Genomic DNA, 12,805 nt, shown 5'->3' with positions numbered 1-12,805 from the left:
AATTGGAGGGGCGCATGTCTGATCTTCCGCGTAAGGCGGTCACCCGGACGGCCAAGTTGGCCGCACTGCCACTGGGGTTCGCCGGCCGTGCCACATGGGGTCTGGGAAAGCGGATCGGCGGCAAGTCCGCGGAGATCGTCGCCAAGGAGCTGCAACAACGCACCGCGGAGCAGCTGTTCAAGGTGCTCGGTGAGCTCAAGGGCGGGGCGATGAAGTTCGGGCAGGCCATGTCCGTCTTCGAGTCCGCGCTGCCCGAGGACATCGCCGGTCCCTACCGCGCGGCGCTCACCAAGCTCCAGGACGCCGCACCACCCATGCCGACGCGCACCGTCCACGCGGTTCTCGCCGAGCGGCTCGGCGAGGACTGGCGGGACTTCTTCCTGAGCTTCGAGGACAAGCCCGCGGCCGCGGCGTCGATCGGGCAGGTGCACCGCGCGGTGTGGCACGACGGGCGTGAGGTCGCGGTGAAGGTGCAGTACCCGGGAGCCGGTGAAGCGCTGCTCTCCGACCTCACACAGCTCAGCCGGTTCGCCCGGCTGCTCGGGCCGCTCATCCCCGGGATGGACATCAAGCCCCTGATCACCGAACTGCGCGACCGGGTCTCCGAGGAACTCGACTACGAGCTGGAGGCGCAGGCGCAGAGTGAGCACGCGGCGGAGTTCGCGGACGATCCCGATGTGCTCGTGCCCGATGTGGTGCACCAGTCCGACCAGGTGCTGGTGACGGAGTGGATCGACGGCATCCCGCTGGCCGAAGTGATCGCGCACGGCACGGAGGAGCAGCGGGACCGGGCCGGACAGTTGCTGGCGCGTTTCCTGTTCTCGGGTCCGGCCCGCACCGGACTGCTGCACGCAGATCCGCACCCGGGGAACTTCCGGCTGCTCCCCGACGAGGACGGCGAGACGTGGCGGCTCGGCGTGCTGGACTTCGGCACGGTGGACCGGCTGCCCGGCGGGCTGCCCCAGACCATCGGCGACTGCCTGCGGATGACGCTGGAGGGCGAGGCCGACGCGGTGTACGACCTGCTGCGCTCGGAGGGCTTCGTCAAGGACGAGATCGAGCTCGACCCGGACGCGGTGCACGAGTATCTGGTGCCGATCATCGAGCCCGCGGAGGCGCAGGAGTTCACCTTCACCCGGAGCTGGATGCGGACCCAGGCCGCGAGGATTGCCGACATCCGCTCCCCCGCACATCAGCTGGGCAAGCAGCTCAATCTGCCGCCGTCCTACCTGCTGATACACCGGGTGACGCTGAGCACCATCGGTGTGCTGTGCCAGCTGAACGCCACCGTGCGGCTGCGGGACGAACTGGAGTCCTGGCTGCCCGGGTTCCTTCCCGAGGACGACGAGGACAGCGCCGCGATCGAGGCACCGGCCTGAGCGACCGTCAGGCGGCGGTAGGCAGAACGGTGGTGGCCCGTGCCGACCGGCGGCAACAGGCCAGATGGCCGGCGGGCGGCCCGGCGGCGGTCTCACCACCAGTCGGAGTCGAGTCTGCCCTCGATCGCCCGGAGGTGGGAGCGCGCACAGTCGTCGCAGAAGTAGCGGCGGACACCGTTCTCCACGGAGCAGGTCCAGGTGAGCGGTGTTCCCTCGGCGGTCTTGCCGCAGTGGGAACACTCGACGCTCTCGGCACCCGGCTGTTGCGGCTGCGGAGTCTGCTGCTGGTCCACCACGTGACGATAACCCCGTACGGCAGTCGCCGCAGGAAGAACGCACCGCGGGGGCCGGTCCGTTCGGACCGGCCCCCGCGGGTCAGTGGGTGTCACGGTGTGACGTACCGACTGCTGTTACTGCATGACGGCCATGGCGAGCGCACGGCGGGCGCGCATCGAGACGCGCTCGGCGCGGCGCTGCATCCGCCGGGCGGCGACCAGGCGCACGGCCTGGCGTTCCGACTCGGCTTCGCGCAGGCGCTCGTGCATATGCGCACGGGCCATGGCTTCTGGGATGAGTTGCATCTCACGGGTCCTGTTCTGACGCGAGGCGGTCGCGCCGATGGTGGTGACGTCTGGGGTGGCGGAGCCGGACGGCTCGCTCGTGGAAGAGGTCATGGGGGCCAGCTTCTGGGGATCGTGCGTCAGGGGGCGATCGATGGTTCCGGTGATGTTCATGCCGCAACCGGGTTCTTGCGCGGGCGGCCACGCGGCCGCTTGCGGGCCACGACGACGCCCTGGATGAAAAGCTCGCCGCCCCAGACGCCCCACGGCTCACGCCGCTCCTTGGCGCCCGCGAGGCAGGCCTCGACCAGCGGGCAGGTACGGCAGAGGGACTTGGCGTACTCGACGTCCGCGGGGGACTCGGCGAAGAAGACCTCCGGGTCGTAGGAGCGGCACGGGACGGGTACGCCGAGGTTCTCGATGGCGTCGTCGAGCGCGGTGAGCGCAGTGAGCGGAGTCAAGGTGGAGTCCTCCGTGAGGGCGGGCGGGGGGATCGTCTCGGAAGGCGGTACGGACGGGGCGTGCGCTTCGAGTTGCACGGTGGTGTCGTTCCTCGTCTTGTCGGTCCGGCCTGTTGGCCGGTTGGCGGTCCCCCGGTTCGGTCCGGGGGGCTGGTACCGGGTGCTGCTGTTCCCGAGGCCCCTTCGCTCCGACTCCCCCGTTCGGGGAAAACAGAAGGGCCGCGGATCCCGGGTGGGGTTCCGCGGCCCTGAAGGCGCCGGCCTGATCTGAATCAGGCTGGATCACTCCAGGGTTCGAGCCCACGGAAGGCCCACATCGTGTGGTGCTGCGTCTGCTTCTTGGTTTCGGCACTGGTCGCCGCAAAGGCATAGGCCTGGGCCTTCACCGCTGCTACGTCTGCTGCCAGTGCCTTGGTCGGTCGCTCATTGCGGTCCCGGACAGGGAGTCCGCCCAGAGCGATTCCGCCCAGACCGATCACCGGAAGCGCGGCCGAGGAGCCGGACACACCGGTGCCGTTGAACGACGCGGAGAAGCCGAGCGAGCAGGTGGAGGCGGCCGAGCGATCGGTCATTTTGTCGGTGCTGATGAAGCTGGTCTCGATGCTGATCACTGGATTCGCCTCCTCTCGGCGTCTTGGGGACCGGCCGGGGCCGATCACGCGTATTCGGATAAGTACAGCACGACAACAGGGCTTCAGAGAAGTCGCTGTTCCCGTGGTTAAGAACCTATGGGGCCTGCCGGGGCCCGCGCAAACTATTTTTTCGACGAGTTTGTATCAGTCCTCCTCGTCGACTCCTCCAAGCTCTTGACCTGCACAGATGGCGAGGACATCGGCGCCGAAACGCTCCAGCTTGCGTCCGCCGACACCGGAGATACCGGCCAGCTCCCCCTCGTCGCCCGGCACGGCCTCGGCGATCGCCATCAGCGTCTTGTCGGTGAACACGCAGTACGCCGGCTGGCCCAGCTCCTTCGCCTGGTCCGAGCGCCACTCGCGCAGCCGCTCGTACAGCGCCTCGTCCATGTCGGAGGGGCAGTCCTCGCAGCGCATCAGCTTCATCTCGCCCGCATCGGTGAGCGTCTTGCCGCACACCCGGCACAGCACGGGACCGCGCCGCTTGCGGCGGCCGCCTGCGCCGCGCTCGACGCCACCCGCGCCCCCCGCGCTGCGGGCACCCGGGGCCGCCGACCCCGGACGCATGCCGTTCAGGAATCGGGTCGGGCGACGGGAGGCCCTGCCGCCGGGAGACCGGGAGAGCGCCCAGGAGAGGGACAGATGCAGCCGCGCACGGGTGACCCCGACGTAGAGCAGCCGGCGCTCCTCCTCGACCTGCTCATCGGTCTTGGCGTAGGTGATCGGCATCATGCCCTCGGTGAGGCCGACGAGGAACACCGCGTCCCACTCCAGGCCCTTGGCGGAGTGCAGCGAGGCCAGCGTCACGCCCTGGACGGTGGGGGCGTGCTGGGCGGCCGCCCGCTCGTCCAGTTCGGTCACCAGGTCGGACAGGGTCGCCTCCGGCTTCACCCGTACGTAGTCCTCGGCGAGACGGACCAGGGCGGCCAGGGACTCCCAGCGGTCGCGCACCGCGCCCGAGCCCGCGGGTGGTTCGCTCGTCCAGTTCTTGGTCGAGAGCACCGCCCTGACCTGCGAGGGGAGGTCCCCGGCGTCGTCGAGCAAGGAGTCGTTGCCGCCGGCGCGGGCCGCCCCGCGCAGGGCGATGCCCGCTTCGCGGACCTCCTGGCGTTCGAAGAACCGCTCCGCGCCGCGCAGCTGGTAGGGGACGCCCGCGTCGGCAAGGGCCTGCTCGTAGACCTCGGACTGGGAGTTGACGCGGTAGAGAACCGCGATCTCGCCGGCCGGGACGCCCGCGGCGATCAGGTCGCGGATGCGGCGGGCGGTGCCTTCGGCCTCGGCCGGCTCGTCCGCGTACTCCACGTAGGCCGGGTCGGGGCCGGCCTCGCGCTGGGAGATCAGTTCGAGCCGGTGCTCGGCGGCGCGGCCGCGGGCCTGGTTGAGCAGACCGTTGGCGAGGTGGACGACCTGGGGCGTCGAGCGGTAGTCGCGGACCAGTTTGACCATGGTCGCGCCGGGGTGGCGGGTGCGGAAGTTCAGCAGATGGTCCGGGGTGGCCCCGGTGAAGGAGTAGATCGTCTGGCTGGCGTCCCCCACGACGCACAGGCTGTCCCGCTCGCCGAGCCACAGGTCGAGGAGCCGCTGCTGGAGCGGGCTGACGTCCTGGTACTCGTCGACCACGAAGTTCTGGTACTGACGGCGGATCTGGTCGGCGATGTCGTGGCGGTCCTGGAGGATGCCGACCGTGAGCAGCAGGACGTCCTCGAAGTCCATCGCCGAGCGGTCGCGCTTGAGCTGCTCGTACATCCCGTAGATCTGGCTGATTTCGGCCGGGTCCCGGGGGGCGTCGCGGACGGACTTGGTGACGGCGGCCGGGTAGTCCGCGGGGACGGTCTGGGTGACCTTCGCCCACTCGATCTCGCTCGTCACATCGCGCAGTTCGTTGCGGTCCAGCCGGATCCGGCAGCGCGCGGCCGCCTCGGCGACCAGCTGGATCTTGCGGTCCAGCAGCCGTGGCATGTCGCCGCCGACCGCCTTGGGCCAGAAGTACTGGAGCTGGCGCAGGGCGGCGGAGTGGAAGGTGCGGGCCTGGACCCCGCCGGCGCCGAGCTGGCGCAGCCGGCCCCGCATCTCGCCCGCGGCGCGGTTGGTGAAGGTGACGGCCAGCACGCTGGCGGGCTGGAGAATGCCCGCGCGCACCCCGTACGCGATGCGGTGGGTGATCGCGCGCGTCTTGCCCGTGCCGGCGCCTGCCAGCACGCACACCGGGCCGTGCAGGGAGGTCGCCACTTCGCGCTGCTCGGGGTCGAGCCCGTCGAGCACCGCGTCGGCCGACTCGGGCACCTGCGGGAAAAGGGAGGAGTGCGTTGCTGCTGTCACCCCGCCATGCTGCCAGGTCCGGAGAGACGGGTGCGGCGCTTGTCCACAGGGGAGCGGGTGTGGTCCTACTAATACGGGAATGGCGGGCCGGTCACGTACGTTCTACGCCGTGCGACCACGCACCGCAGTGAGTGGGACGCAGTCAGCGAGACAGAGGAGCGCGAGAGACCATGCCGGGCACTGTGACGATGTACAGCACCACGTGGTGCGGATACTGCCGTCGGCTCAAGGGCCAGATGGACCGTGAGGGCATCGCTTACACCGAGATCAACATCGAGCAGGACCCGGATTCCGCGGCGTTCGTCGAGAAGGCCAACGGCGGCAACCAGACGGTGCCGACCGTGCTCTTCCCGGACGGCTCGACGCTGACCAACCCCTCGCTGGCGCAGGTCAAGCAGAAGATCGGCGCCTGACCGCACCCGCACGCGCCCCCGCTCGACGCTGTCGGGCGGGGGCGTCGTCGTGCCGTGACCGCGAGGACCGCGGACAACGGTGACCGCCGCCGGGATCGCGAATCCCGGCGGCACCTCAGTTGGCGCTGCCCGGCTTCGGCAGCGGCTTGCCGTACCAGAGCTCGATCAGGCGGGCGGCGATGGAGATCCCGTACGGCGGCAGCACCTCGCCGGACTCGAACGCGGCCCGCAGGTCCTCGCGGGAGAACCAGCGCGCCTCGTGGATCTCCTCGCCGTCGACGTTGATCTCGGACGAGGTCGCCCGGGCCATGAAGCCGAGCATCAGGCTCGACGGGAACGGCCAGGGCTGGCTGGCGATGTACTCGACGTCGCCGACCGTCACGCCGGCTTCCTCCCAGACCTCCCGGCGCACCGACTGCTCGATCGACTCCCCCGGCTCCACGAACCCGGCGAGCGTGGAGAAGCGGCCTTCCGGCCAGTGCACCTGGCGGCCGAGCAGCGCGCGGTCCTCCTCGTCCGTGACCAGCATGATCACGGCCGGATCCGTACGCGGGTAGTGCTCGGCGCCGCAGGCCGGGCAGCGGCGGATGTGGCCCGCGGCCGCGATGACCGTGCGTTCGCCGCAGCGGGAGCAGAACCGGTGCAGCCGCTGCCAGTTCTCCAGCGCGACGGCGTGGACCATCAGACCGGCGTCCCGCGGCGAGAGCAGCAGACCGGCCTCCCGCAGCCCGGCGGGCCGGGCCGACTGGTCGATCCGGCCCGGCAGCGCGTCCTTCTGGAGCGCGAAGTAGCGCACGCCGTCCTCGTCGGTGCCGAGGAAGTAGCGGTGGGTCTCGGTGACGGGGGCCTCGAAGGCCGGGGTCATCACCAGTTCGGTACGCCCGTCCGCGCGTTCGTCGATCAGGACCTGGCCGCCGGAGACCACGAAGACACGCGTCGTCGGGTGGCTCCAGGCCGCCGCCAGCCATGCCTCGTCAAGACGGTGGTGCGCCTCGCGGTCGATGCCGCTCGGTGCGGTGAGACCGATCGGGAGGTCCCCGGCGCCGGCGAAAGTGTTGGTGCTCACGGTTCTTCCAACTCCCCCGAGTGGATTGGGTGTCAGTTAGCGGAGGGCGGCGGCGAGGTCGCCCCACAGGTGCGCGGTGGTCTCCACACCCTTGAGCAGCAGGTCGATCTCGACCTTCTCGTCGGGCGCGTGCCAGCCGTCGGAGGGTACGGAGATGCCCAGGAAGAGCACGGGCGCCGCCAGGACGTCCTGGAGGTCGGCCGCCGGTCCCGAGCCGCCTTCACGGGTGAAGAGGATCTTCTGTCCGTCGAAGGCCCGGCTCATGGCCCGTACGACGGACTGAAGGGCGGGGTGGTCGAGCGGGGTGAGGCAGGGGCGGGTCGATGCCCCGAAGGTGAGGTCGTAGCGGATGCCGGCGGGGACCTGGGACGCCAGCCACTGGCTCACCGCCACCTCGATCTTGTCCGGATCCTGGCCCGCGACCAGCCGGAAGGTGAGCTTCAGCTGCGCCGATGCCGGGATGATCGTCTTGCCGCCGGGGCCCTGGTAGCCGCCGCCGATGCCGTTGAGCTCGGCGGTCGGCCGGGCCCAGATGCGTTCCAGTGTGGAGTAGCCGGCCTCGCCGAGCGTGCCGTGGGACTTGGCCGTGTTCAGCCAGGCCGTCTCGTCGAAGGGCAACTCGGCGAAGAGCTCCCGCTCGGCGTCGGTCAGGGGCGTGATGTCGTCGTAGAAGCCGGGCAGGGTGACCCGCTCGTCGGTGTCGTGCAGCGCGGCCACGAGCCGCGCCGCGACCGTCGCCGGGTTGGGCACCGCCCCGCCGAACGACCCGGAGTGGATGTCCTGGTCGGGGCCGTACAGCTCGATCTCGCAGTCCGCGACACCGCGCATGCCGGTGCAGACGGTGGGGGTGGTCTCGGACCACATTCCGGTGTCCGAGACGATCACGACATCGGCGGCGAGACGGTCGGCCTCGGCCTCCACCAGCTCGCGGAAGTGCGGCGAGCCCGACTCCTCCTCACCCTCGATCAGCAGCTTGAGGTTGACGGCGGGCGCGGTGCGTCCGGTCGCGGCGAGGTGCGCGCGTACGCCCAGGGTGTGGAAGAAGACCTGACCCTTGTCGTCCGCCGCGCCGCGTGCGTACAGCCTGCCGTCGACGGTCACGGGCTCGAAGGGATCGGAGTGCCAGCCGTCCTCGCGGGCGGCGGGCTGGACGTCGTGGTGTCCGTAGACGAGGACGGTCGGCGCGTCCGGGTCGCCGGCGGCCCACTCGGCGAACACCGCGGGTGCACCGGCCGTCGGCCAGACCTCGGCGACCGGGAAGCCGGTCTCCCGGAGCTTGGCGGCGAGCCAGTCGGCGCTGCGTCGTACATCGGCGGCACGGTCGGGCTCTGCCGACACGGAGGGGATGCGCAGCCACTCCGCGAGGTCGTCGAGGAAGGCGGCGCGGTGCTGCTGGATGTACGTACGGACGACGCTGTCCGGGGTGTCGCTCATGCTGGTGAGCCTAACGGGCCTCGGCCGCCGGTTCCTCCGCCGTCTCGCCCAGCAGGATGCGTTCCAGGGCCACGCGGTCCGGGAGGTCCGGCGGCCGGACGACCTCACCGCTGCGCACGAAGACGAACGCGGCGTCGACCGCCTCCAGGGGCAGGTCGTGCTGCTCGGCCCAGGCCAGCCGGTAGACGGCCAGCTGGAGAGGGTCGGCGATGCCGCTGCGGCTGGTCTTCCAGTCGACGATCTCGTACACGTGGGGGCTGCCGGTCCCGCCGGGCCGGTAGACGGCGTCGATACGGCCCCGGATCACGCGGCCGGCGAGGGTGATCTGGAACGGGGACTCCACGCGGTAGGGCGTGCGATGGGCGTACGAGGTGCGCTCGAAGGCGTCCTTGAGCGCTTCCAGATCGCGCTCGTCAGCGATCTCCGGCGTCTCGGTGTCGTCGCCCGTGAGCTCGTCCGGGCCGAGCATGGGCAGCGGGAGCTCCTCGAAACGGGACTCCACCCAGGCGTGGAACCGGGTGCCCCTGCGGGCCGCGGGCTGGGGCGGACGCGGCATGGGGCGGGCCAGCTCCTGGGCGAAGCCGTCGGGGTCGGCGGCCAGACGCATGAGCTGGGACGCGGTGAGGGACGGGGGCACGGGCACGGCCCGCACACCGGTGCGGCTGCGGCGGAGCTCCCCGGCGAGTGCGTCGAGGTCGCGGTCCCAGGACGCGATCGCGCGGGCGTCCTCGGGAGTGAGGACGTCCTCGGGGGTGGGACGGGCGTCGTCGTGCCGCTCGGGCGGCGGGCCCGCCTGGTGCGGCACGGCTCGTGAGAGCTCCGGTCCGCGGGCGCCGGACGCGGCCGCGGGGGCTCCGGACCGTGCCGGTGGTTCGTGCGCCTCGGGCGGGAGGGCCGTGGCGGAACCACGGTGGTCCGGGTCGTACGCATCGCCCGTGGCATACGGGTCGTCGGGGGCGGGCGGCTCGTCCTCCGGGTCGTCGAACGGTGCTTCCTCGTCGTCCCACAGTGCCCACTCCGCGTCGTCGGGAGGCTCGGGGGCCGGCTCGGGCTCCGGTCCGGCATCGAGGTGGGCCAGCACCGTCTCCGCCGCGGCCCGGCGCCGGGCCAGGGACGTGGGGTCCAGCGGAAGGGGCCAGGCCCGCTCGGGCCCGCTCGTGTCGAGGCAGGGGTTCTCCGCGTCCTCCGGCGGCTCGTCGGCCCAGACCTCGATCTCGCCGAAGCCCTCGGTGCAGTGGTCATGGAGTGCCCGAAGGAACGCCGACGGGCCGCGCCGGCGCTTCTGCGTCGGGCCCCACCAGTGGCCGGAGCCCAGCAGCAGCGTGCGCGGGCGGGTGAAGGTGACGTATCCGAGGCGCAGTTCCTCTGTGTGCTGATGGTCCTTCATGGCGTCCTTGAAGGCCTTCAGCCCTCCCGCGTCCCAGCTCGTGACGTCCGGGAGAGTGCCCGCGTCACCGCGCAGGGCATGCGGCAGGACCTTGGACTGGGAGGTCCACGCCTCCCGCGCCTGGTCGTTCGGGAAGTGCTTGGCGGTCAGGCCGGGGACCGCGACGACGTCCCATTCCAGCCCCTTGGACTTGTGCGCGGTCAGGACCTTGACGGTGTTCTCGCCGCCCGGCAGGGCGTTGTCCAGGCCCTTCTCGTACTGCGCGGCCGTACGGAGGAAGGCGAGAAAGGCCAGCAGGGAGGCCTCTCCGTCCAGCGCCGCGAAACGTGCCGCTGTGTCGAGGAAGTTGGAGAGGGTCTCGCGGCGCCGCGCGGCCAGGGCGTGCGGGGACGCGGCCAGTTCGACCTCGAGGCCCGTCGTGCCGAGGACGCGGTGCAGGACGTCCATCAGGGGGTCGGCCAACGAGCGCCGCAGATCGCGCAGTTCGGTCGCGAGACGGGCGAAGCGGACCCGTGCCTCGGCGGAGAAGGCCAGCTCGTCGTCGCCGTCGGCCGATTCGAGGAACGTGTCCAGGGCGTCCGCGAGCGAGATGACCTCGGCCGGGTCCGTGCCCTCGACCGCCGCCGCCAGCCGCTCGTCCGGGTCCGTCCCGTCGGCGCGGGCACGGTGCACGAGCAGCCGGGCCCGGCGGCCCAGCAGAGCCAGGTCCCGGGGGCCGATCCGCCAGCGGGGGCCCGTCAGCAGTCGTACCAGCGAGGCGTTCGCCCCGGGGTCCTGGAGGACTTCGCACACCGCGACCAGGTCGGCCACCTCGGGCAGATGCAGCAGCCCGGACAGGCCGACGACCTCGACGGGGACGTCGCGTGCGACCAGCGCGGCCTGGATCTCGGGGAAGTCGCCCGCGGTCCGGCACAGGACCGCGATCTCACCGGGCTCCTTGCCCGTACGCACGAGGTGGGCGATCGAGTCGGCGAGCCACGCGATCTCCTGCTCGTGTGTCGCCAGCAGTGCGCAGCGCACCATGCCGTCGCGCTCGGCACCGGGCGCGGCCCGCAGCGCCTCGACGCCTTCGTGCATGGCGCGCAGCGGCGTCGCCAGATCGTTGGCCAGGTGCAGCAGCCGGCCCCCGCTGCGGCGGTTCTCGCTGAGCGAGAACCGCGTGGCGGGACGGGCGTCGGCGTGCGCGAAGTGGGAGGGGAAGTCGTCGAGGTTGGCCACCGATGCTCCACGCCAGCCGTAGATGGCCTGGCAGGGGTCGCCGACCGCGGTCACGGCATGACCGGTGCCCTGGCCGAACAGTCCGGACAGCAGCAGCCGTTGGGCGACGGAGGTGTCCTGGTACTCGTCGAGCAGGACGACCCGGAACTCGTCCCGCAGGATCGCACCGACCTCGGGGCGGGTGAGGGCGAGCTTGGCCGAGAGGGCGATCTGGTCGCCGAAGTCGAGCAGCTCACGGGAGCGCTTGGCCTCCCGGTAGCGGATGGTGAGGTCGAGCAGTTCACGGCGCGCGGCTGCGGCCTCGGGCACCTTGCGCAGCTCGGCATTGCTCAGCCGGACACCGTCGAGGGTGCGCAGCAGCTCGGAGTCGTACGAACCGAGCTGCTCCGGAGGCACCAGATGCTCCGCGAGCTCCGCGTCGAGCGCCAGCAGATCGCTGACCAGCGAGGGGAACGACCGGGTCAGCGAGGGGTAGGGGCCGGGCGCCTCGCGCAGTACGCGGGCGGCGAGTTGGTAGCGGGTGGCGTCGGCGAGCAATCGGGCGGTCGGCTCCAGGCCTATCCGCAGCCCGTGGTCGGCCAGGAGCTGCCCCGCGAAGGCGTGGTAGGTGGAGATGCGCGGCTCGCCCGGGGGTGGTCCGGGTCGATGACGTCGGGGTCGGTCACCCCTGCCCGTACGAGAGCGGTGCGGACCCGCTCGGCGAGCTCCCCCGCCGCCTTGTTCGTGAACGTGAGGCCGAGGACCTGCTCGGGCGCGACCTGGCCGGTGCCGACGAGCCACACCACCCGGGCGGCCATCACCGTCGTCTTCCCCGACCCGGCTCCGGCCACGATGACCTGCGGGGCGGGCGGTGCCGTGATGCAGGCCGTCTGCTCCGGGGTGAAGGGGATGCCGAGGAGCTCCTTGAGCTGCTCGGGATCGGTGATGCGGGCGTTCACTCCAGAGAGGCTAATGGGGACCACTGACAGCGGTGGTCCCCACCGGCCTCCGCGGGCTCAGGCGTCCGGCCCGCCGCCGGTTCCCGTGCCCGCGTCCGCTCCGCCCAGCTTGTCCAGGTCGACGACCTGGTCGGCCGGCGGGGCCGTGACCTTCACCGGCTTGTCGTAGTCGGAGAACGTCATCGTGCCGGGCTCGTCGCCACCGACCACCACGACCTTCAGAAGGTAGGGCTTGCCCTCCTTGGCCACGTACATCGTGAGCGTCTCGCCGCCGGTCTTCTTCTTCACGAGGGTCACGGCGGGCTGTCCGTTCACGTCGGCGTCGGGGCCCTTGGTCATGCCCTGACGGTCCGACTTCTCGTTGTCCATGTCGTTGATCATGGTCTTCACGTCGCAGGCACCCCCCATCTCGCCGGCGGACTCCGCGGGCATCTTCAGCCAGCGGCCCTTCATCAGCTCCACCGCGGCGTCGGCCTCGGCCTTCGGCATCTCGCTCCCGGTCAACTGCGCCCGGTAGAAGTCCTCGTCGCCCTTCATGTACAGGACCTTGTTCAGCTGGACGAGCTCGAGAGAGTTGCCGGCGGGGCCCATCGTGCCCTTGCAGGAGCCTAGAGAGTCGGCGGTGAAGTCGATGTCCCCTTCCTCACCGTCACTCGTGACCCGCCCGGCCATGCGCACCGAGCCGGCGGCCTTCGTCGCGGCGATCGCCTTGTCGCTGATCTTGTCGGCGGTGAGCCCGACGAAGGGGTCGGCCGGAGCCTTCGGTGTGGCCGTGGCTTCCTTCTTCGCGCCCGCGTTGCCGTCGCTCTTGCTGTCGCCGTCCTTCGAGCAGCCCGTCAGCCCGGCGACCACCGTCGCGCAGACCGCTGCCGAAACCAGGAACGTACGTCGTGCCGCCATCTGCGTCTCCTCTGAACCCCGTTGATGTCTCGCCCCTTGGGCGACACATGCCGACAGCCAATGGATGCATGCGGATCGTGTGGCATGGGCCACAACAC

Annotated in this window: 12 protein-coding genes; 2 read left to right on the top strand and 10 right to left on the bottom strand. The window is 71.1% G+C overall.

Translation table 11 applies throughout. The features are described from left to right. Window positions 1-14: 14 nt before the first annotated feature. Window positions 15-1,379, top strand: a complete 1,365-nt coding sequence (locus ACQPWZ_RS24070) for an ABC1 kinase family protein (protein ID WP_340475239.1) — start codon at window positions 15-17, stop codon at window positions 1,377-1,379. A gap of 92 nt (window positions 1,380-1,471) precedes the next feature. Here the strand turns inward: ACQPWZ_RS24070 and ACQPWZ_RS24065 are convergent, their stop codons facing one another. The 5 genes from ACQPWZ_RS24065 to ACQPWZ_RS24045 all read right to left on the bottom strand — a co-directional run bounded on the left by ACQPWZ_RS24065 (window position 1,472) and on the right by ACQPWZ_RS24045 (window position 5,351). After that, window positions 1,472-1,672, bottom strand: a complete 201-nt coding sequence (locus tag ACQPWZ_RS24065; RefSeq protein WP_340475238.1) for a hypothetical protein — start codon at window positions 1,670-1,672, stop codon at window positions 1,472-1,474. Window positions 1,673-1,789: 117 nt separating this feature from the next. Then, entirely contained in the window at window positions 1,790-2,113 is a 324-nt protein-coding gene (locus tag ACQPWZ_RS24060; RefSeq protein WP_327680509.1) for a hypothetical protein, read from the bottom strand. Then, complete coding sequence (locus ACQPWZ_RS24055) at window positions 2,110-2,478, bottom strand: WhiB family transcriptional regulator (protein ID WP_327680511.1); 369 nt, start codon at window positions 2,476-2,478, stop codon at window positions 2,110-2,112. Before ACQPWZ_RS24055 ends, ACQPWZ_RS24060 begins: the two co-directional genes overlap by 4 nt. A gap of 194 nt (window positions 2,479-2,672) precedes the next feature. After that, entirely contained in the window at window positions 2,673-3,011 is a 339-nt protein-coding gene (locus tag ACQPWZ_RS24050; RefSeq protein ID WP_340475236.1) for a hypothetical protein, read from the bottom strand. 165 nt (window positions 3,012-3,176) lie between these two features. Beyond that, complete coding sequence (locus tag ACQPWZ_RS24045) at window positions 3,177-5,351, bottom strand: ATP-dependent DNA helicase UvrD2 (RefSeq protein WP_340475235.1); 2,175 nt, start codon at window positions 5,349-5,351, stop codon at window positions 3,177-3,179. Window positions 5,352-5,521: 170 nt separating this feature from the next. Between ACQPWZ_RS24045 and ACQPWZ_RS24040 the strand changes: the two genes are divergently transcribed. Beyond that, window positions 5,522-5,764, top strand: coding sequence for a mycoredoxin (locus ACQPWZ_RS24040; protein ID WP_313944243.1), 243 nt, complete (start codon window positions 5,522-5,524; stop codon window positions 5,762-5,764). A 115-nt stretch (window positions 5,765-5,879) separates the two neighbouring features. Here ACQPWZ_RS24040 and nudC read toward each other — a convergent pair whose 3' ends face one another. The 5 genes from nudC to ACQPWZ_RS24015 are packed head-to-tail and all read right to left on the bottom strand — an operon-like array spanning window position 5,880 to window position 12,707. Next, on the bottom strand, window positions 5,880-6,830 hold the full coding sequence (nudC, locus tag ACQPWZ_RS24035; protein WP_327680519.1) for an NAD(+) diphosphatase: 951 nt from the start codon (window positions 6,828-6,830) through the stop codon (window positions 5,880-5,882). 36 nt (window positions 6,831-6,866) lie between these two features. Continuing rightward, a complete protein-coding gene (locus tag ACQPWZ_RS24030; RefSeq protein WP_433572349.1) occupies window positions 6,867-8,264 on the bottom strand; it encodes a dipeptidase in 1,398 nt (465 codons plus the stop codon). 10 nt (window positions 8,265-8,274) lie between these two features. Next, window positions 8,275-11,436 carry a 3'-5' exonuclease gene (locus tag ACQPWZ_RS24025; RefSeq protein WP_433573859.1) on the bottom strand — a complete coding sequence of 1,054 codons (3,162 nt, stop codon included), beginning with the start codon at window positions 11,434-11,436 and terminating at the stop codon, window positions 8,275-8,277. Beyond that, window positions 11,427-11,807, bottom strand: a complete 381-nt coding sequence (locus ACQPWZ_RS24020) for a UvrD-helicase domain-containing protein (protein WP_433572348.1) — start codon at window positions 11,805-11,807, stop codon at window positions 11,427-11,429. Before ACQPWZ_RS24020 ends, ACQPWZ_RS24025 begins: the two co-directional genes overlap by 10 nt. A 57-nt stretch (window positions 11,808-11,864) precedes the next feature. Then, window positions 11,865-12,707 (bottom strand): hypothetical protein, encoded by an 843-nt coding sequence (locus ACQPWZ_RS24015; RefSeq protein ID WP_433572347.1) that lies wholly within the window; start codon window positions 12,705-12,707, stop codon window positions 11,865-11,867. Window positions 12,708-12,805: the final 98 nt, after the last annotated feature.

Source organism: Streptomyces sp. CA-251247 (genome assembly GCF_050952975.1).
Taxonomy (GTDB): Bacteria; Actinomycetota; Actinomycetes; order Streptomycetales; family Streptomycetaceae; genus Streptomyces; species Streptomyces achmelvichensis.
Note: the sequence above shows the minus strand (reverse complement) of the source record. Positions and strands in the feature narration are given on the sequence as shown.

Excerpts from the sequence above, each read along its gene's own strand:
- ACQPWZ_RS24030 (WP_433572349.1), bottom strand. The coding sequence starts at position 8,264 with ATGAGCGACACCCCGGACAGCGTCGTCCGTACGTACATCCAGCAGCAC.
- ACQPWZ_RS24070 (WP_340475239.1), top strand. The coding sequence starts at position 15 with ATGTCTGATCTTCCGCGTAAGGCGGTCACCCGGACGGCCAAGTTGGCC.
- ACQPWZ_RS24015 (WP_433572347.1), bottom strand. The coding sequence starts at position 12,707 with ATGGCGGCACGACGTACGTTCCTGGTTTCGGCAGCGGTCTGCGCGACG.
- ACQPWZ_RS24040 (WP_313944243.1), top strand. The coding sequence starts at position 5,522 with ATGCCGGGCACTGTGACGATGTACAGCACCACGTGGTGCGGATACTGC.
- ACQPWZ_RS24060 (WP_327680509.1), bottom strand. The coding sequence starts at position 2,113 with ATGAACATCACCGGAACCATCGATCGCCCCCTGACGCACGATCCCCAG.